Origin of the sequence: Muricauda sp. SCSIO 65647 (assembly GCF_021534965.1) — a bacterium.
In the GTDB taxonomy this organism is placed as follows: Bacteria; Bacteroidota; Bacteroidia; order Flavobacteriales; family Flavobacteriaceae; genus Flagellimonas_A.
This window is the reverse complement of record NZ_CP091037.1, coordinates 3,782,255-3,800,715: the sequence shown is the minus strand read 5'-3', so window position 1 is coordinate 3,800,715 and position 18,461 is coordinate 3,782,255. Positions and strand designations below refer to the sequence as shown.

At 42.7% G+C, this 18,461-nt stretch carries 20 protein-coding genes; 13 read left to right on the top strand and 7 right to left on the bottom strand.

Annotation, left to right across the window (positions count from 1 at the left end; genetic code table 11):
• Positions 1-21 precede the first annotated feature (21 nt).
• Both L0P89_RS16870 and L0P89_RS16865 read right to left on the bottom strand, forming a co-directional pair.
• A complete protein-coding gene (locus L0P89_RS16870; protein WP_235266314.1) occupies positions 22-936 on the bottom strand; it encodes a metallophosphoesterase in 915 nt (304 codons plus the stop codon).
• On the bottom strand, positions 933-1,685 hold the full coding sequence (locus L0P89_RS16865) for a 5'-nucleotidase C-terminal domain-containing protein (RefSeq protein ID WP_235266312.1): 753 nt from the start codon (positions 1,683-1,685) through the stop codon (positions 933-935). The genes L0P89_RS16870 and L0P89_RS16865 overlap by 4 nt, the downstream gene beginning before the upstream one ends.
• A gap of 78 nt (positions 1,686-1,763) precedes the next feature.
• On the opposite strand from L0P89_RS16865, the gene L0P89_RS16860 reads away from it, so the two are divergent.
• The 13 genes from L0P89_RS16860 (at position 1,764) to L0P89_RS16800 (ending at position 14,168) form a co-directional block, all read left to right on the top strand.
• Entirely contained in the window at positions 1,764-2,300 is a 537-nt protein-coding gene (locus tag L0P89_RS16860; protein WP_235266311.1) for a DUF6913 domain-containing protein, read from the top strand.
• Positions 2,300-3,190: a 4-hydroxy-tetrahydrodipicolinate synthase gene (gene dapA / locus L0P89_RS16855; RefSeq protein WP_235268067.1), complete on the top strand. Its 891-nt coding sequence runs from the start codon at positions 2,300-2,302 to the stop codon at positions 3,188-3,190. Before L0P89_RS16860 ends, dapA begins: the two co-directional genes overlap by 1 nt.
• Positions 3,191-3,308: 118 nt before the next feature.
• Positions 3,309-4,118: an outer membrane protein assembly factor BamD gene (locus L0P89_RS16850; protein WP_235266309.1), complete on the top strand. Its 810-nt coding sequence runs from the start codon at positions 3,309-3,311 to the stop codon at positions 4,116-4,118.
• A gap of 16 nt (positions 4,119-4,134) precedes the next feature.
• Positions 4,135-4,470 carry a DNA-directed RNA polymerase subunit omega gene (locus tag L0P89_RS16845; RefSeq protein WP_235266307.1) on the top strand — a complete coding sequence of 112 codons (336 nt, stop codon included), beginning with the start codon at positions 4,135-4,137 and terminating at the stop codon, positions 4,468-4,470.
• A gap of 2 nt (positions 4,471-4,472) precedes the next feature.
• Positions 4,473-5,678 carry a bifunctional phosphopantothenoylcysteine decarboxylase/phosphopantothenate--cysteine ligase CoaBC gene (gene coaBC, locus L0P89_RS16840; RefSeq protein ID WP_235266305.1) on the top strand — a complete coding sequence of 402 codons (1,206 nt, stop codon included), beginning with the start codon at positions 4,473-4,475 and terminating at the stop codon, positions 5,676-5,678.
• Positions 5,671-6,561, top strand: a complete 891-nt coding sequence (locus L0P89_RS16835) for a DUF4835 family protein (protein WP_235266298.1) — start codon at positions 5,671-5,673, stop codon at positions 6,559-6,561. Before coaBC ends, L0P89_RS16835 begins: the two co-directional genes overlap by 8 nt.
• 48 nt (positions 6,562-6,609) lie before the next feature.
• Positions 6,610-8,268 carry a DNA repair protein RecN gene (gene recN, locus L0P89_RS16830; protein WP_235266296.1) on the top strand — a complete coding sequence of 553 codons (1,659 nt, stop codon included), beginning with the start codon at positions 6,610-6,612 and terminating at the stop codon, positions 8,266-8,268.
• 100 nt (positions 8,269-8,368) lie between these two features.
• Complete coding sequence (locus tag L0P89_RS16825) at positions 8,369-9,181, top strand: enoyl-ACP reductase (protein ID WP_235266294.1); 813 nt, start codon at positions 8,369-8,371, stop codon at positions 9,179-9,181.
• 60 nt (positions 9,182-9,241) lie between these two features.
• Positions 9,242-10,258, top strand: coding sequence for a glycosyltransferase (locus L0P89_RS16820; RefSeq protein WP_235268066.1), 1,017 nt, complete (start codon positions 9,242-9,244; stop codon positions 10,256-10,258).
• Positions 10,252-11,205: a YbbR-like domain-containing protein gene (locus tag L0P89_RS16815; protein WP_235266292.1), complete on the top strand. Its 954-nt coding sequence runs from the start codon at positions 10,252-10,254 to the stop codon at positions 11,203-11,205. The genes L0P89_RS16820 and L0P89_RS16815 overlap by 7 nt, the downstream gene beginning before the upstream one ends.
• A complete protein-coding gene (coaE, locus tag L0P89_RS16810; protein ID WP_313790935.1) occupies positions 11,205-11,801 on the top strand; it encodes a dephospho-CoA kinase in 597 nt (198 codons plus the stop codon). The genes L0P89_RS16815 and coaE overlap by 1 nt, the downstream gene beginning before the upstream one ends.
• Positions 11,802-11,865: 64 nt before the next feature.
• Positions 11,866-13,446 carry a sensor histidine kinase gene (locus L0P89_RS16805; RefSeq protein WP_235266291.1) on the top strand — a complete coding sequence of 527 codons (1,581 nt, stop codon included), beginning with the start codon at positions 11,866-11,868 and terminating at the stop codon, positions 13,444-13,446.
• A 5-nt stretch (positions 13,447-13,451) separates the two neighbouring features.
• On the top strand, positions 13,452-14,168 hold the full coding sequence (locus tag L0P89_RS16800; protein ID WP_235266289.1) for a response regulator transcription factor: 717 nt from the start codon (positions 13,452-13,454) through the stop codon (positions 14,166-14,168).
• 84 nt (positions 14,169-14,252) lie between these two features.
• Here L0P89_RS16800 and L0P89_RS16795 read toward each other — a convergent pair whose 3' ends face one another.
• The 5 genes from L0P89_RS16795 to L0P89_RS16775 are packed head-to-tail and all read right to left on the bottom strand — an operon-like array spanning position 14,253 to position 18,458.
• Positions 14,253-14,750 carry a gluconokinase gene (locus tag L0P89_RS16795; RefSeq protein WP_235266287.1) on the bottom strand — a complete coding sequence of 166 codons (498 nt, stop codon included), beginning with the start codon at positions 14,748-14,750 and terminating at the stop codon, positions 14,253-14,255.
• Positions 14,743-15,666 (bottom strand): tRNA (adenosine(37)-N6)-dimethylallyltransferase MiaA, encoded by a 924-nt coding sequence (miaA, locus tag L0P89_RS16790; RefSeq protein ID WP_235266286.1) that lies wholly within the window; start codon positions 15,664-15,666, stop codon positions 14,743-14,745. The genes L0P89_RS16795 and miaA overlap by 8 nt, the downstream gene beginning before the upstream one ends.
• Positions 15,667-15,669: 3 nt before the next feature.
• Positions 15,670-16,497: an ion transporter gene (locus tag L0P89_RS16785; protein WP_235266284.1), complete on the bottom strand. Its 828-nt coding sequence runs from the start codon at positions 16,495-16,497 to the stop codon at positions 15,670-15,672.
• Positions 16,498-16,506: 9 nt separating this feature from the next.
• Positions 16,507-17,796: an exonuclease domain-containing protein gene (locus L0P89_RS16780; RefSeq protein WP_235266282.1), complete on the bottom strand. Its 1,290-nt coding sequence runs from the start codon at positions 17,794-17,796 to the stop codon at positions 16,507-16,509.
• Positions 17,797-17,801: 5 nt separating this feature from the next.
• Complete coding sequence (locus tag L0P89_RS16775; protein WP_235266280.1) at positions 17,802-18,458, bottom strand: YggS family pyridoxal phosphate-dependent enzyme; 657 nt, start codon at positions 18,456-18,458, stop codon at positions 17,802-17,804.
• Positions 18,459-18,461: the final 3 nt, after the last annotated feature.

The following is an 18,461-nucleotide window of genomic DNA, read 5'->3' as shown; positions in this document are numbered from 1 at the left end:
CAAAAATCGATCGTTACAGTTTTAGACCGAAATACTGATGCCTTCTGCAGAAACTTCTTTTGCATCATCAAAATAAAAGTCTATTCGACCTAGATTGATACCATAGCAACCGACTTGGTTCACCAATACGGGATTTCCATTTTTATTGGTGCGCACAGTTGGTTTATCAAGAAATGTATGGGTATGCCCCCCAATGATCAAATGGGTGTGCCCGGTCTTTACTGCTAGGGTCAGGTCATCTGCACGGTCAGGGTTGCCCTTATAATCGTACCCTAAATGCGAAAGGCAGATGATAAGGTCGCAGTTTTCCTCTTCTTTAAGTTTCCGTTCGGTGTCTAAGGCAATTTCGTATGGATTGAGGTGTTTGGTCTCTTTATAGAGTTTTTTGGTAACAAGTCCCTCGAGTTTGATGCCGAGTCCGTATACCCCAATTTTAATTTCATCACGAACATAGATCTGATAGGGTTTCACAAAGCTGTCCAATACCGTATTTGAGAAGTCGTAATTGGCTGACAGCAGCTCAAATTTCGCATTTGGCAGTTGCGCCAAGAGTCCGTCAACACCATTATCAAAATCATGGTTTCCGATGGTGGCCGCATCGTATTTGAGCATGCTCATGAGTTTGAACTCCAATTCTCCCCCATAGAAGTTGAAATAGGGCGTTCCCTGAAAAATATCCCCGGCATCGAAAAGCAACGTATGGGGGTTGTCATCACGAATCTCGGAAATCAAACCGGCACGTCTTGAAATACCGCCCAGGTTCGGATGGCGCGAATGGTCACTTGGAAAAGGGTCAATATGGCTATGCACATCATTGGTATGCAAAATGGTGATGTGTTTTTGCCCGAACTGCTTGCAACCATTCAGTGCCAACCCGCCCAAACCTGTGAAGGCCGTAGCTGCTGCCGTTCTTGATAAAAAGTTTCGTCTGTTCATCTCAACTGTATAAATCGATCATCGACATGGGCATTGAGGGTGTCTACTTTTCCAAAATAATCAATCATGGCATTTCGAACGAGATAGTCGATTACGATCGCTGTATCTGCATTTTTGAAAAACCCCATGTCATCACCCCCTTGCACCAAATAATCTGAAGTGGCCACATAATATTTTCGGTTTTCATCGAAAGGTTCTCCATCTATGGTCACCCCGACCAATTTTTTTTCATTATCAATTTTGATTTGAAGACCAGCGATGGGGTGGGCCCGATTCGATTCGATCAAAAATGATATCAGATTTCTGACTGCCCTGCCCTGTATTTCTACCACTGCGATGTAATTCTCAAAAGGCATTACTTCAAAGGCGTTACGAACGGTTACATTACCCTTTGAAATAATCGAACGTATGCCGCCATGGTTAAGTACCACAAAATCAACTTCTTTTCCGGTACGTAGCTTGAAGACTTTGTTGGATTGTTCCAAAATAAGATCGGCCAATAAATTGCCGGCCGAAGTGTTCAGTTCCCCATCTTGTTTTGTGTACGTATTGGGAGCGAAAGTGAGTACACTGTCCATTACAGCTGTCAACCGGTTTCGGTAGGGCTGTATGGTGTTCTCAATTGAATCAACTGCTTGTAACGATTCGTTGATGGCAATCTGTTCACCCTTTATTCTTTGTACCGTTACAGGATTTTCATTACAGGAAGCGAAACATACAATTGTTATAAAAACAACAAAATGTTTCATTTTTAAAATGTTCACTCGGCTTATCTTTACCCCCAGATGTTCGTATATTCTTTACATTTGTAAAAATGGAAAAAATATATGGTATTCAAGGCTTTTCGGGATAAATTTAAGGTTAAATCTGGGCAGAAGTTTCTAGACGAAGAGCTTGAAAATCCCACTGTAGCGGTTTCGCGTAGCCAAGGTATATCCCGTATTGCCTGTATCGTTGATGTTGACCGTTTTGACAGGGCCGAAGTTTTTTATGAGTTGACCAATGAACTCTCATTGAGGCCCAATGCGGTCAAGGTCATCGGGTATAAGCGGGAGTATGATAAGAACTCCCCTTATGCGATTCCGATGTTTTCAGACAAGGATCTGGGTTGGAAAGGAGAGATTGAAAATGGTTATGTTTTGGAGTTCTTGGGAAGGGAATATGATTTGCTGATCAATTATTACACCGATGACAACCTGATGATGAAATTGTTGACGGTAAAGACCCCGGCACGGTTACGGGTCGGTTTCGGCGAAGTGGATACTAAACTGAACGATTTGATCTTACATACACCCTTTAATGATTTCAAGGCTTTTAAAACCGAACTGCACAAGTATTTGAAAGTAATGAAAGAAGTGAAATGATGGAACAGTTGATGGGCACAGGAGTTGCTTTGGTAACACCGTTCAAAAATGACTTTTCTGTAGATTATAAGGCTTTGGGAGCCATAGTGGAACACTGCCTTTCAGGAGGGGTCGATTACTTGGTGGCCTTGGGAACGACGGCTGAATCGGTCACCTTATCGTCTGAAGAACGAAGGCTGGTGATGCAGACCATCGCAAAGGTGAATGCTGGGCGCGTACCCTTGGTGGTCGGTATGGGCGGCAACAACACCCAGGCCGTGATCGACGATTTGCAGACGTACGATTTCTCTGAGTTCTCTGCTATCCTTTCAGTATCACCCTATTATAACAAACCTACCCAAGAGGGCATATTTCAACACTTTAAAGCGATTGCAAAGGCATCGCCAGTGCCGGTGATATTGTACAATGTGCCTTCGCGAACGGGCAGCAATATGTTGCCAGAGACCACTTTACGGCTTGCACACGATGTCAGAAACATTGTGGCCATCAAGGAAGCATGTGGTGATATGGTACAGATCAATACCATCATAAAGCGCAAACCTGAGGATTTTTTGGTGATTTCGGGCGATGATTTTACAGCCTTGCCTACCATTCTGGCCGGTGGGGCAGGGGTCATTTCCGTATTGGGCCAGGGACTTCCTTCAGAATTCTCAAGAATGGTCGATTTGGCACTTCAGAACAAATCTGATGAGGCATATGAGGTTCACCATGCCCTGTTGAACGGTATGCAGTTGATTTTTGAGGAAGGAAATCCTGCAGGGATCAAGACCATTTTTGAATTTTTGGGGCTTTCGACCGCAAAGGTCCGATTACCTTTGGTTGAGGCTACTCCCTATCTTAAACAAAAAATCAAGGCATTTTTGAAGTCCACGCAAAAGGAGGAAGTTTGATTGCGTTAAATCTTCCCTAAAAAAGCGAGCGACATCCAGTTTTCAATATACTTTTGATGGCAGTGGTATTTTTAATATCCATTCATTATCATTAATTTTGCAAAATATTTTTTTCAAGATGAGGTTATTGCTGCCCCTTGTTGCCATTATTCTTCTTTTTTCTTCATGCAATGAATACCAAAAGGTGCTCAAGAGTGAAGATGTCAAAGTGAAGTATGACCTGGCCGAGAGAAAATATAATGAGGGTGATTTTAAGAGGGCAAATCGACTTTTTGAGCAAATAGCTCCCAAATATGCCGGTAAGCCACAGGGTGAGCGGGTGATGTTCTTTTTCGCCGATTCATATTTTCAGATAGGCGATTATTATTTGTCTGGCTACCAATTTGAGCGTTTTGTGAAGTCATATCCGAATAGTGATAAAATACAACAAGCCTCTTTTTTGGGAGCAAAGAGTTATTATGAGCTTTCGCCACGGTACTCTTTGGATCAAACCGATACCGACAAGGCCCTTTCAAAATTACAGGCATTTATCAATACCTATCCTGATTCAGAGTATTTTGATGAGGCCAATAAAATGGCCGCTGAACTGACCACCAAAAAAGAGCGGAAACAATTCGAGATTGCAAAGCAATTTGATAAATTGGGCGAGTTTGATTTTTATGTGCTCATTTCGGCCATAACGGCATTGGACAATTTCATCACCGAGAATCCGGGTTCTATTTATCGTGAAGACGCTTTTTATTATAAATTGAAGTCATCTACGAATTTGGCATTGAACAGTACCCCTAACAGGAAAAAAGAGCGGTTAGATGATGCTGTCGCCGCCTACAACGCCTTAAAGCGATCATACCCTGAGACCAAATATGCCAAAGAGGCTGACGATCTCTACAAAAAGCTCATGAACGAGATGCAAGATTTTTCGAAATAATAAGTTTATCAATAATATGAACGATTTAAAAAATACCAAAGCACCAGTGACCACCCTCACTTATAACAAGAATGTGTTCGATGAAAAAACGGACAACATCTACGAGGCTATCTCCATCGTGTCGAAAAGGGCCATTCAGATAAATTCTGAGATTAAAAAAGAATTGTTGGAAAAACTGGAAGAATTCGCGACGTATAGCGATAGTCTTGAGGAAGTCTTTGAGAACAAAGAGCAGATTGAGGTTTCCAAATTCTATGAAAAGCTTCCCAAGCCCCATGCATTGGCCGTTCAAGAATGGCTTGAAGACAAGATTTATCATCGAAATACCGAAAAGGAAGATAACGAAGAATAGGTATGTTGCGCGGTAAAAACATTCTCTTGGGCATTACCGGAGGAATCGCCGCTTACAAGACCACCTTTCTTACGAGATTACTCATAAAAGCTGGTGCAGCGGTCAAGATTACAATGACCCAAAGTGCCAGCTCTTTTGTTTCGCCCCTGACACTTTCAACGCTTTCGAAGAATCCTGTTTTGATGGATTTTATCAATGAGGAAGATGGAAGCCTTTCGTGGAACAACCATGTAGAGTTGGGCCTTTGGGCCGATATGATGCTTATTGCACCGGCTACGGCGAACACGCTGTCTAAAATGGCCCATGGTACTTGTGACAACCTATTGTTGGCGACCTATCTTTCGGCGAAATGCCCTGTATTCTTCGCTCCGGCCATGGACTTGGATATGTACCAACATCCATCCACAAAGGAAACATTTAAAAAATTGCAATCGTTCGGCAATGTAATGATCCCGGCAGAATCGGGCGAGCTTGCGAGCGGACTCTTTGGCGAAGGCCGTATGGCCGAACCAGAGGCCATTGTACATTTTTTGGAAGATTTTCTTCGCTCTGGGCTACCCCTAAGCAACAAAAAAGTATTGATAACCGCAGGTCCGACCCACGAGCCCATTGATCCTGTACGGTTCTTGGGCAACCGCTCTTCGGGTACCATGGGCTTTGAATTGGCCAAGAAAGCTGCCGATTTGGGCGCGACCGTCGTTTTGGTATCCGGGCCCACCAGTTTGTCTGCTGAGCATTCGAACATCGAAGTAGTTCGGGTCACCACTGCAGAAGAGATGTACCAAAAAGTACACGAACATTTTGAGAATGTCGATGTGGCCATTGCCGCCGCCGCGGTGGCCGATTACCGTCCAAAAGATGTTTCTGAACAAAAAATCAAAAAAGAAGCGGGTGACTTGGGCCTTACATTGGTGCGCAATAAAGATATTCTTCGCTCAATGGGTGAAAAGAAAAAACGGCAATATTTAGTGGGCTTTGCATTAGAGACCGAAAATGAACTAGAGAATGCGAAGGGCAAACTTCAACGGAAGAATTTAGATGCCATTGTCTTGAATTCCTTAAATGACGAGGGAGCCGGTTTTGGCCAAGGCACCAACAAAATTACGTTCATGGACAAGAATCTGACGGTTAAACCGTTTGAAGTAAAGACGAAGTCTGAAGTGGCTTCCGATATTTGGAAAGAAATCATCGTTAGAATCAATGCATAGGCTGTTGCTCCTTTTTTTTGGTGTTTTTGCGCTTCAATTCGTAAATGCGCAAGAATTGGATTGTGCGGTTACGGTCAACTCTGACCAAGTGGGGCAGACCAATCAGCAGATTTTCAAGACGCTGGAGCGCTCACTGACCGATTTTATCAATAAAACCAAGTGGACAGACCGGGTCTATAAAGAAAATGAACGGGTCAGTGCCCGAATATTCATCACGGTCACACGATATGAATCAGATCAGTTTGAGGCAAACATCCAAATACAGTCCAGCCGACCTGTTTTCAACTCTTCGTATGAGAGCCCGGTGTTCAACTATAAAGACAATGCCTTTAATTTTATTTACCAAGAGTTTGAGCCCTTGGTCTATAACCCCAATTCATTTGACTCCAATTTGGTGGGGGTGATTTCATATTATGTGTATATGATTTTAGGGTTGGATGCCGATACCTTTTCTCTCGAAGGAGGCGATGAGTTTTTTCGCAACGCACAGAACATCGTTACCCAGGCGCAGGGCACCAATTTTTCAGGATGGGGCCAAGAGACCGGCGAACGTACACGATTTGAACTGGTTGACGACCTGTTGTCAAACTCTTTTAGGGAATATCGAATTGCCATGTACAACTATCATCGAAAGGGCCTTGATATCTTGGCAGATAACAATAGTACGGGCAAACAGGTCATCGCCGGAAGCCTGAGGCTTTTCGAAACCCTTATCAAGCGTCGGCCAAACGCCTTTCTGCTACAGACTTTTTTTGATGCAAAGGCTGAAGAAATTCAGAACATCTTCTCCGACGGCCCCAAGGTCGATATCGTGAAGCTGAAAGAAACCCTGAACAAGGTGGCCCCGTTTTATTCCAGTACTTGGAATGCGATAAATTACTAGCCATTTTCTATAAAGACCTTTATCTTTACGCCTATTACGTAAAAATAGGTGCTGACAAACCTTTCCATAAAAAACTATGCGCTGATTGACGACCTAAATGTGTCGTTTCCTACTGGTTTTGTTACTATTACGGGCGAGACAGGGGCGGGCAAGTCCATTCTCTTGGGAGCCCTCTCTTTGGTATTGGGTAAACGTGCCGACCTGTCTTCTTTACGAAACAAAGAACAAAAATGTATTGTCGAGGCCGAGTTTGAAATTGACAACTATGGCCTGCAACCATTTTTTAAGGAAAACGATCTTGATTATGATAGACAGACCATTTTAAGAAGGGAAATACATCCGAGCGGAAAATCACGCGCCTTCATTAACGATTCACCTGTTACACTTGACATACTTTCTTCGCTGGGAAATAGTTTGGTGGATGTGCATTCGCAACATCAGACCTTGCGACTGACCGAAAACGAATTTCAGTTGAAAGTGGTCGATGCCTTGGCCAACAACGATAACCTTTTAGATGATTACCGACAAGTTCTTGACGGGTATAAAGCGGCGCAACGTGACCTACGATCGCTATTGGATTTTCAATCGCAAGCAATAAAAGAACACGATTACAACAGTTTTTTATTGCATGAGCTCCAATCGACCGACTTGAGGGAAGGTTTGCAAATTGAACTCGAAGAAGAATACGAACAGTTGAGCAATGTCGAATCAATTCTAGAGACATTATCGCAGAGCGATCAGCTGCTAAATGACGAGCAGCTGGGCATTCTTACCAGATTGGAAGAGCTAAAGCGGGCGGTTCAAAACATCTCAGGGTATGGAAACAATTTTGAATCTCTGTATGGGCGAATACAGTCGGTAATGATTGAACTGGATGACCTTTCATCAGAAATGGACATATTGAGGGGCGGGGTAGAGGTGAACCCCCAAAGGTTGCAAGAGGTCAACACCCAGCTACAAATGTTGTACGATTTACAGAAAAAGCATCAAGCAGCCAATATTCAAGAACTTATAGCGATTCGAGAAGCACTGTCAGAAAAAGTCGGTAAGGTCGAAAATCTTGAAGCGCAGATTACATCGGCACAAAAAGCTGTCGAGGACAAAGAAGCCGTATTGCACAAACTGGCAGTTTCCCTTCGGGAAAATAGAAATGCCGTGATTCCGAAACTGAAGAACATGCTTCAAGATAAACTATCTCATTTGGGGATGCCCTCGGCCACGTTCAAGATTGTGTTGGAAGCCAGTGACAATTTTAGATTGAACGGTAGAGATGACCTGATTTTTCAATTTTCGGCGAACAAGGGATCAGACTACGGGGAATTGAAAAAAGTAGCCTCTGGAGGCGAGCTCTCCCGCATTATGTTGACCATCAAATCGATTTTGGCCAAATATGAACGCCTGCCCACCATGATTTTCGATGAAATAGATACTGGTGTATCGGGAGAAATATCGAATACCATGGCCAATATAATGGAACAGATGAGCCGTTCTATGCAGGTCTTTTCGATCACACACTTACCACAGGTCGCCTCAAAGGGAGAGACCCAGTTCAAGGTCTTCAAAGAAGAGTTTGACGGCAAGACCATGACACGAATCAAGAAGCTTACCGAAGATGAACGGGTGGTTGAATTGGCCGAGATGTTGGGGGGCAAGAACATGTCAGATTCCGCTTTGGCACATGCCAAACAATTGTTGCAAGTTCCTTGAGGGGTATTGAGCTCACAACGGGTTCATAAACAATGGAAACAAGAAGCAAGAGAAACCCGTTAAACTTGCTATCTTTGCCCACACCAAACCGATTTACGATATGGTACATAATTTACTCAAAGGAAAGAAAGGGATTATTTTTGGTGCGTTGGATGAAAACTCCATCGCATGGAAAACCGCTGAACGTGTTCATGAAGAAGGTGGTGAATTTGTGCTGACCAATGCACCCATCGCCATGCGCATGGGCCAAATCAATGAGCTGGCGAAGAAAACCGGTTCAGAAATCATTCCTGCAGATGCAACCAACGAAGAAGACCTTGTCAATTTGGTTTCAAGGGCAATGGAGATTCTGGGCGGTAAATTGGATTTTGTACTGCACTCCATCGGCATGTCTGTAAATGTTCGCAAGGGTAGGGCATATACTGACGAAAACTATGGCTTCACCGCGAAGGGCTGGGATGTCTCGGCGCTTTCTTTCCATAAAGTGATGCAAGCGCTGTACAAGGCCGATGCCATGAATGAATGGGGCAGTATTGTGGCGTTGACCTATATGGCCGCGCAGCGAACCTTTCCTGATTACAACGATATGGCCGACAACAAGGCCTATTTAGAGTCTGTGGCCCGTAGTTTCGGCTATTTCTTCGGAAAGGAGAAAAAGGTACGTGTGAACACCATTTCACAATCGCCTACGCCCACAACTGCAGGCCAGGGCGTAAAAGGATTTGATGGTTTTATCAACTATGCCGAAAAAATGTCGCCCTTGGGCAATGCCTCGGCATTGGATTGCGCCAACTATACCGTTACCCTGTTTTCAGATTTGACGAAGAAAGTGACCATGCAGAACCTTTTTCATGACGGGGGTTTTTCAAATACAGGGGTTAGCCAAGAAGTCATTGATGAGTTTTCAAAGTAACGGGCAACTACAAAATTTCATTCGGCCATCTGCCCAAGGCGGATGGCTTTTCTGTTTTTGATGGAGCTATATTTTTCGATAATCATTCCTGTGTTCAATCGACCCATAGAGGTAGATGAGCTGTTGCAAAGCCTTGTCGATCAAGATTTTGATGAAGATTTTGAAGTGGTCATTGTCGAAGATGGTTCCACTGAGACTGCGACAGATGTCATAGAAAAATACCGTGGGCGACTTACCATTGCCTATTTTCAAAAAGAGAATACAGGTCCAGGAGACTCGAGAAACTATGGTATGAAACATGCCAAGGGTGACTATTTTATCATTTTGGATTCTGATTGCCTATTGCCACCGCACTATCTGGGTGAAGTGAATAGGGAACTTCATAAAGATTTTGTGCATTGCTTTGGCGGGCCAGATACTGCCCATAAATCATTCACCGTAACCCAAAAAGCCATCAACTATGCCATGACCTCTACGTTGACCACGGGAGGAATTCGCGGAAACAAAACGGCCATTGACAAATTTCAACCCAGAAGTTTCAACATGGGACTTTCAAAGGAAGTCTTCCAAAAAACCAATGGTTTTGGTAACATTCATCCGGGCGAGGATCCAGACCTCACCTTTCGGGTCTGGCGATTGGGCTATGGGTCACGGCTACTCGAAAATGCCTACGTTTTTCACAAGCGGCGCATTGATTGGGCCAAGTTTTACAAGCAGGTCAACAAGTTCGGAATGGTTCGCCCCATTCTGAACAAATGGCACCCGACCACAGTGAAATTGACCTATTGGTTTCCCACTGTTTTTGTTATAGGGTTACTGTTTTCTGTTGCGATAACGATTAAAGGTTTCTATGAACCATTGGCATTATACCTGCTATATTTTTCGTTGGTTTTTATTCATTCCAGTATAAAAAATGGAAGCCTCATTGTAGGTTTTTTGTCCATTTATGCCACCTTGATCCAGTTTATAGGTTATGGATGGGGTTTCGTCAAGTCCACGATCTTGGTTAACTTTAGTGGTAAACAGCCCGAAGAGTTGTTTCCAAAGTTGTTTTTTAAGAATTCGAGCCCGTGCTAAAAGAAATATTCAGCAATCTGAACAGACGTAAGGTCAAGGTATTTCTTATCTTCTTGGCCTGTTCGTTTGTCATATGGCTTATCAGCAAGTTGTCTGAGCCCTATGAGTCGAGGGTTACTTTCAATGTGAACTATTCCAATCTGCCCGATACGCTTTTACTCACAAAAGATGCAAACAATACGATTACCGCAAAGCTAAAGGCAAATGGTTTTCAGTTTTTGTACTATAACTTAAACCTAAAGGGCATTACCCTTGATTTATCGACAGTACAAGAGAACGACTCAAAATATTTTGTGGACGCACTGCAACTAAAAAAAAGCTTGGAGACGCAATTGGCCAAAAGTACTTCTTTGATAGAGGTAGAGCACAATTTACTCTATATCGACCTCTATAAGGTGGCTGCCAAAAAAGTACCTGTAAAACCAAGAGTCTCGTTGCAGTTAAGTCAAAACTATTTCTTGGAGGGACCGTTACAAATTGAGCCCGATACCGTTATCTTAAAGGGTCCGGGAGTAGAAATCGATGGGGTAACAGAGATTTCAACGGTAGATTTGGAACTGAAAGAGCTTTCTTCCGATTTTTCACAAGAACTCAGGTTGTCAATGCCAGAACAAATACAGAATAGCGAATTATCACATACCAAGGTTAGAATTGCCGGTAAAATCGTACGATTTTCCGAGAAAGTATTTGATATACCCATCAAAGTGGTCAATCTACCTGAGCAGTTTGACATCAAGATTTTTCCTAACACGGTAGCAGTGGTATGTAAGGCGGCAGTGGACCGTTTACGCGATTTGACCGACAAAGATTTTGAGGTCATCGCCGATTATGAAAATGCAAGGGCGTCTAGCCACATGTTGTTGAAACTTGATAAAAAGCCAGAAAATGTTTATGATGTAAAGCTACGAGAGAATCAAGTTCAATTTATTCTTGAAAAGACAAAATAATGTTGGTTGGTCTAACAGGGGGCATAGGTAGTGGTAAGACTACGGTCGCAGAAATGTTCAGGCAATTGGGTGTGCCTGTATATGAATCGGATGAAGAGGCCAAAAAATTGATGCACTCTTCAAAGACCGTGCGTAACGCGATTATTGAACTTTTTGGAGAGCTAGCCTATACAAAAGGTCGACTGAACCGCAAATTAATAGCTGAAAGAGTGTTTGGTGACAAACAATTGCTCGCTCAGCTCAACCAAATTGTGCACCCTGCGGTCAAAGATCATTTTTTTGATTGGATGTCAGTGCAAGACGCCCCCTATGTCATTCAAGAGACCGCACTCATTTTTGAAAATGAGATGCAAGACCGCTACGACAAGATTATTTTGGTCACTGCCCCCAAGACGGCACGAATCAAGCGGGTCACTGACCGGGATGGGGTTTCTGAAGAAGAGGTCATGGCAAGGATTAAAAATCAATTGGACGATAAATCGAAAATCGAGTGTTCAGATTTTGTGATTGAAAACAATGACCTTGAAACCACCAAGAAAAAGGTCGGACGTATTCATTCAGAACTTTTGAAAATCTTTCAAGAACGAAAAATTTAACATTTTTGTTAAGGTTAGGTTAAACGGAAAAGGGCCTGAATGTTAAATTTCTAATTTTACGGCAATGAACAAGAAGCTGTTTGTTCTTCTCGTCATTCTTATGAGTTTGTCCCTTATTGGGATAATTTTTGTCCAAGGTTATTGGATCAAAACCTCGGTAGAGGATAAGGAGGAGCAATTCTCAAATGCTGTGGCCGATGTGTTGGACAAGGTGGCCAACAAAGTTGAGAGCAGAGAGAGGAAGGAGTATTTTGATAGGTTGGCAACCTTGATTGACAGTATTGGAAATCCAAAGGCTACCCAGCTTAAGAATTTCTTCTTTGTTGATAGGGATTTGAACTCCAATGAGATTCTCTTTTATTCCCACGGCATCCTCGAAGAAGACTATGGCATAACATCAACGTTCTTTGACAATTTCAGTAGCGAAGACACCACTACGATTAAAAATTATACCAGTAAGCGTACCAAGATCGTCCTAAAAGAAGATTACGGCCTGGATGGAAAGCGTTATAAGTTGACCCCCATTCAAAAATTGGAAAAATTGGGCGGGCTGAGCAATATGGAAAAAGCCCAATTCGAAGATGTCTTTATGGAAGAAGCCAAAAAAGTGCCTATTCATAAGCGGGTTTCAAAGCATGAACTTGAGTTGTTGCTCGGCCGTGAGCTAAACAATAGGGGCATTGACATCGACTATGAATATGGGGTGTACAGTAGCGGTTATCCGACAAAGATTAAATCTAGAAAATTCAAATTTTCAGAATCAACACTATATAAGGCACCCATTCTTAAAGATAGTGAGGGCAAGACCAACTTTTCATTGCTGCTTACTTTTCCAAAGAAGAAAAAGTTTTTGTTGGAATCGATAATGGGTATGGCGGCATTGTCTTTGATTTTTACACTGGTCATTGTAATTGCCTATTCAAGTGCTATTTATCAGTTAATCAAGCAAAAGCAGATATCAGAAATAAAGTCTGATTTTATAAACAACATGACCCATGAGTTCAAGACGCCGATAGCTACCATCAATTTGGCAGTGGAGGCCATTCGAAATCCGCAGTCAATTGAGGATAAAGACAAGGTACTCCGCTATCTGGGTATGATAAAAGATGAAAACAAGCGTATGCATGCCCAGGTCGAGAATGTTCTCAGAATATCAAAATTGGAGAAAAACCAATTGGATATCAGTAAGGATAGGGTAGATGCCCACGACATTATTGGTGATGCGGTGGCGCATGTCGAATTGATCGTAAAAGATAGGGGAGGCTATGTCAAAACAAATCTAGAAGCCCCTAGGGCAGAAATTTTGGCCAACGAAATGCATATGACCAATGTTATGGTCAATATTTTGGACAACGCGGTGAAGTACTCACCAGATGCCCCTAAAATTGATGTGTACACTGAAGTTGTAAAGAACCATCTGATCATAAAAGTTCAAGATCAGGGGGCAGGTATGAGCAAGGTAGTGCTAAAAAAGGTTTTTGAGAAATTCTACCGAGAACATACCGGTGACATACATAACGTTAAGGGACATGGCCTCGGCCTGGCCTACGTAAAGAAAATTATAGAAGACCATCAGGGAGAGGTTTATGCAGAAAGCGAGAAAGGAAAAGGCAGTACTTTCTACATCAAACTTCCACTAATATAAAAACTATGGAAACAGAGAACAAAAAAATACTTTTAGTTGAAGATGATCCCAATTTTGGCATTGTGTTGAAAGATTATCTTTCTATGAACAAATTTGACGTTGTTTTAGCCAAAAACGGCATGGAGGGATTTGAGAAATTCAAAAAAGACAATTTTGATGTCTGCATATTAGATGTCATGATGCCCTATAAAGACGGCTTTACACTAGCAAAGGAAATTCGTGAAAAGAATGAAAACGTGCCCATAATCTTTCTGACCGCCAAAACCATGAAAGAAGATGTGCTGAAGGGTTACAAAGCTGGTGCCGATGATTATCTCAACAAGCCTTTTGATTCAGAGGTACTGTTGATGAAACTTAAAGCTATACTTCAAAGAAAGGCATCGAACACTTTGGCAGACAGCAAGCAATTTGAGTTTCAGATAGGCAATTTTCATTTGAATTCGAAATTGAGGTTCTTAAAGTATAAAGATGAGGACCCCATTAAACTGTCACCAAAAGAAAATGAGCTTTTGAGGCTTTTGGCCTTGCATGAAAATGATTTGATGCCCAGAGAATTGGCACTTACCAAGATTTGGAGAGATGACAATTACTTCACATCAAGAAGCATGGATGTGTATATTGCCAAACTCAGAAAATATCTAAAGCGTGATGATGTGGTCGAAATCTTGAACATTCACGGAGAAGGTTTCAGATTGGTCGTAAAATCTGAAAAGGAGAAATAAAGAACAATAGGTCTTTGACCAAAAGAACCGTCTTCTTAGAGGACGGTTTTTCTTTTTTGAAAAAGCTCAAAGCATTCTTCGTCGTCAGCTTTTTATTTTCTCAAGCACCTGTCTGACAATTTCTTCTGGCGAAGCGCTGATCAAGGCGGTAATACCACCTTCTGGGGGTTCTAGGGCATCAAATTGCGATTGTAGAAGGGTTTTGGGCATGAAATGCCCTTTTCTGTTTTCTAACCTTTCCCGTATCTCAGATATCGACCCTTTCAGATAAACGAAACGTACAAACTGACCAATGCCCTCTGAAAGAATGTCTCGATACTTTTTTTTCAGTGCAGAACAAGCGATTACACACCCGTTGGACACTTGTTCTTTGGCCAAATCGTTTAGACTTTTCAGCCATCCGGCCCGATCATCATCGTTGAGGGGCACACCAGAGGCCATCTTTTCAATGTTTTCTTTCGGATGGTAATCATCTCCATCAAAAAAGGAGATGGATAGTGTTTGTGCCAACAGCTTTCCCACGGTAGTTTTTCCCGTTCCAGAGACGCCCATGACAAAGAAGATTCGTTTTGAGTCAGTCATCGCACAGCGCTTTGATTCGACTTTCAAGCTTTTTTACAATTTTTTCAGTGGTCTGGTCGTAATTGACCCAGAGAATGTTCTCGTTCTTTCGATACCATGTCAATTGCCGTTTGGCAAACCTTCTGGTGTTCTTCTTGATTTCTGAAACAGCTTCTTCATAAGACCCATGCCCCCCGAAATGTGCAAACAACTCTTTATAGCCAACGGTTTGCAATGCATTCAGCGCTTTGTGTTCAAATAGTGATTTGGCTTCTTCTACCAATCCATTGGCGAGCATCAGGTCTACCCTTCGGTCGATGCGGTCATAAATGACCGGTCTATCTGCATGTAATCCCGTATATATGGTTTTAAAGAATCGTTTTGCTTTCCTTTTTTTGAGAAAAGAGGAATACGGTTTTTTAGAGACCAAGCAAACCTCAAGGGCACGAATTAGGCGATGCGGGTTTTGAAGATCTACGTTTTTGTAATGTTCGGGGTCATGTTGTTTCAGCTCTTCTTGTAGATACCCTATGCCTTTTTCCTTCAATGCAGAGACCAATGATCGACGTACACTTGGGTCAATTTCAGGAAAGTCGTCAAGGCCTTTGACCACTGCATCCACATAAAGACCACTGCCCCCGACCATAATGACAACATCTTTTGTCTGGAACAATTTTTTTAATAGGGCGAGGGCATCTTGTTCGAAATCACCGACGGAATAGGGTTCAAAAATACTTTTGTGCTGTATGAAATGATGGGGCACCGCATGCAGCTCCTCTTCTGACGGCACTGCGGTGCCTATGGTCATTTCCCTATAGAACTGACGCGAATCGGCCGAGATAATTTCGGTCTCAAAATGTAGCGCCAAGGCAATGGCCAACCTGGTCTTGCCTATGGCCGTGGGGCCGACGACGCACACAAGGACTTTTCCTTCCATACATCAATCATCTAATTTATGGCCACATTTTCTGCAAAATTTGGCATCATCACGTTGAATTTCACACCCGCAGTCTGAGCAGCTTCTGCCATTGCTTTCAACATCCCGCTTTTTAGTAGATCGGGTATATTCTGCTGATACAATTCCCGTGGGCACTGCGATGATTCCATAGCCAATGATCATGATAAGTGTAGCAAGAAATTGCCCGAAACCCGTTTCAGGTGAAATATCGCCATAGCCGACCGTGGTGAGTGTGACAATCGTCCAATAAATACTATGCGGAATGCTGTTAAAGCCGTGTTCGGGACCTTCGACCAAATACATGACCGTACCCAAAAGCACCGAAACAATCAAAACAAAGAATACAAAAATGAAAATCTTTGCCCTACTCGCCCTAAGGGCCCTAAGCAGGTTGTTCGATTCTCCGACGAAGCGCACGAGCTTCAGAATTCTAAAGACCCGTAATAATCGTAAAGCACGAAAAGCGGTAATGTACTGTGAACCTACCAAGAAAAAAGATAGGTATTTGGGAATGGTCGAAAGAAAATCAACGACCCCGAAAAAGCTGAAAATGTACTTGCTGGGCTTTTTGATGCAGATGATTCTCAAAATATACTCTACGGTAAAAAGTATGGTTACGATCCATTCTGAGATATCAAGAAACCTATGGTATTTGATGTCAAAACGTGGCACGCTCTCTAGCATTACCACAATGATACTGTAGAGGATCACTATCAATAAGATGATATCAAACATTTTGCCCGCTGGGGTATGGGTGCCATAAATCACCTCATGAAGTTTTGCTCTCCAGCTTTTGTTTGATTTTTCCACTTTTAGTGATTACTGATTCAGTTCAACAATCTTTAAGGCCTTTTCTTTTCTCAGGTACGATTCAATGACATGTGTGGTATGGGCATCGCCTTGCATCGGGGTAATCAACGATTCTAAGATATGAATATTATTGATTTGATGGTTCAAATCAACAAAGGTAAAGCCTTTGAACATGCCCTTTTTGATAAGAAACACACTTCGTTCGCCCGTTTGCCTCCCTCTATCGATCAATATGAGATCTCTGTTTTCGGTGCTGTACTTTTTTAAGATGCCTTGAACCTTTTTATTGTGTTCTTCTTGTGAATTTCTTTCGGTTAGCTGATATTTTTCATTGAGTTGCACCAGAAAGTTTTTGGAAGCCTTCATTGAGCCAAAACTGCTCAATCTGGCCACCTGACCATTGGCCCTTGCTGCGGTGAAGTTCAAAAAGCCCTTAGCGTCTGTGTTGATATATACTCCATGGGAATAACCGTTATAGACGTATTTTTTGTTGTACTGGGGAATGTTCTTTTTCACCTCATGGTACTCTTTCAACAAAGCGGCCAATTCGCTTCCGGTTTTTTCGTAAGAAACTTTTTTGGTCTCTTTTTGCAGGGCTCTGGCCAGCTTTCCGACATTGGTAAAATGTTGGTTTACCCGCTTTTTGATGTTTTTTGACTTTCCGATGAAAATGATTTCCCCTTCTTTGTTGTGCAGATAGTAGACACCGGTCTCAGATGGCATCTCTTCGACCATATCCAATTGTCTGGGCGACAGTTCCCCTAAAGATTCTGCCCGCACCAAATCTTTTAAAATCGATTTGTCGGTGTCTTTGGCCAACAGTAATTTAAAAAGCTTCAAGGTGGCGGTGGCATCACCGTTTGCCCGGTGACGGTCGCTGACCGCAATGCCCAATGAACGTACCAACTTGCCGAGACTATGTGATTCGGCCTCGGGAAGCAGTTTTTTCGATAGGTCAACTGTGCAGAGGGTTTTTCTTTGAAAATCATAGCCCAGCCTTCTGAATTCGGTTCTGAGTATCCGGTAATCGAACTGGGCGTTATGGGCCACCAAAACAGTATTTTCCGTAATCTCAACGATGCGTTTGGCCACCTGATGAAATTTGGGCGCTGTGCGCAGCATTTTGTTTTTGATTCCCGTAAGGTTGGCAACATAGGGCTGTATCTCACGCTCAGGGTTCACCAAACTGATGAACCTATCAACGACCTCATGACCATCGAAACGGTATATGGCTATCTCTATGATGCCCTCTTCGTTGTATTTTCCTCCGGTACTTTCGATGTCCAGTATGGCGTACATACGGTCTAATAGTTTCTGGTCCCAAAAATACTACTTCCGATGCGCACCATATTGCTGCCCTCTTCAATGGCGATTTTGTAATCACCGCTCATGCCCATCGATAGAATGGTACAATCGGTAAGTCGCTCTTTTACGTTGTCGAAAATAGTTTTTAAATATCGGAATTCTTTTCTGACTTGGTTCTCATCGTTGGTAAAGGTGGCCATCCCCATTAGTCCCTTGATGTTGACATTTTCAAGGGATTTGAATTCTGCCGAAGATAAAATTTCATGGAGCTCTTCCTCATCAAGTCCGAACTTGGTATCTTCTTCAGCAATGTGCATCTGAAACAAGCAAGCAATCACACGGTCATATTTCTTGGCCTGTTTGTCAATCTCCTTCAACAACCTGAAACTGTCGACCCCATGTACCAATGACACGTATTCAGCCATGTATTTTACCTTGTTGCGTTGTACGTGGCCGATCATATGCCATTCGATGTCTTTTGGCAAGGCTTTCCATTTTTCGGTCATTTCCTGAATTCGGTTTTCACCAAAAACACGATGCCCGGTATCGTAGGCCTCGAGAATTTCTACGGTTGATTTTGTCTTTGTGACCGCGACCAGGGCCGCATGATCTGACAAACTATTTTTGATGTGTAGAATATTTGCTTTTATCGACATTGT

Coding starts and splice junctions, on each gene's coding strand:
- L0P89_RS16870 (WP_235266314.1), bottom strand. CDS start 936: ATGAACAGACGAAACTTTTTATCAAGAACGGCAGCAGCTACGGCCTTC.
- L0P89_RS16865 (WP_235266312.1), bottom strand. CDS start 1,685: ATGAAACATTTTGTTGTTTTTATAACAATTGTATGTTTCGCTTCCTGT.
- L0P89_RS16860 (WP_235266311.1), top strand. CDS start 1,764: ATGGTATTCAAGGCTTTTCGGGATAAATTTAAGGTTAAATCTGGGCAG.
- dapA (WP_235268067.1), top strand. CDS start 2,300: ATGGAACAGTTGATGGGCACAGGAGTTGCTTTGGTAACACCGTTCAAA.
- L0P89_RS16850 (WP_235266309.1), top strand. CDS start 3,309: ATGAGGTTATTGCTGCCCCTTGTTGCCATTATTCTTCTTTTTTCTTCA.
- L0P89_RS16845 (WP_235266307.1), top strand. CDS start 4,135: ATGAACGATTTAAAAAATACCAAAGCACCAGTGACCACCCTCACTTAT.
- coaBC (WP_235266305.1), top strand. CDS start 4,473: ATGTTGCGCGGTAAAAACATTCTCTTGGGCATTACCGGAGGAATCGCC.
- L0P89_RS16835 (WP_235266298.1), top strand. CDS start 5,671: ATGCATAGGCTGTTGCTCCTTTTTTTTGGTGTTTTTGCGCTTCAATTC.
- L0P89_RS16825 (WP_235266294.1), top strand. CDS start 8,369: ATGGTACATAATTTACTCAAAGGAAAGAAAGGGATTATTTTTGGTGCG.
- L0P89_RS16820 (WP_235268066.1), top strand. CDS start 9,242: ATGGAGCTATATTTTTCGATAATCATTCCTGTGTTCAATCGACCCATA.
- coaE (WP_313790935.1), top strand. CDS start 11,205: ATGTTGGTTGGTCTAACAGGGGGCATAGGTAGTGGTAAGACTACGGTC.
- L0P89_RS16805 (WP_235266291.1), top strand. CDS start 11,866: ATGAACAAGAAGCTGTTTGTTCTTCTCGTCATTCTTATGAGTTTGTCC.
- L0P89_RS16800 (WP_235266289.1), top strand. CDS start 13,452: ATGGAAACAGAGAACAAAAAAATACTTTTAGTTGAAGATGATCCCAAT.
- L0P89_RS16795 (WP_235266287.1), bottom strand. CDS start 14,750: ATGACTGACTCAAAACGAATCTTCTTTGTCATGGGCGTCTCTGGAACG.
- miaA (WP_235266286.1), bottom strand. CDS start 15,666: ATGGAAGGAAAAGTCCTTGTGTGCGTCGTCGGCCCCACGGCCATAGGC.
- L0P89_RS16780 (WP_235266282.1), bottom strand. CDS start 17,796: ATGTACGCCATACTGGACATCGAAAGTACCGGAGGAAAATACAACGAA.
- L0P89_RS16775 (WP_235266280.1), bottom strand. CDS start 18,458: ATGTCGATAAAAGCAAATATTCTACACATCAAAAATAGTTTGTCAGAT.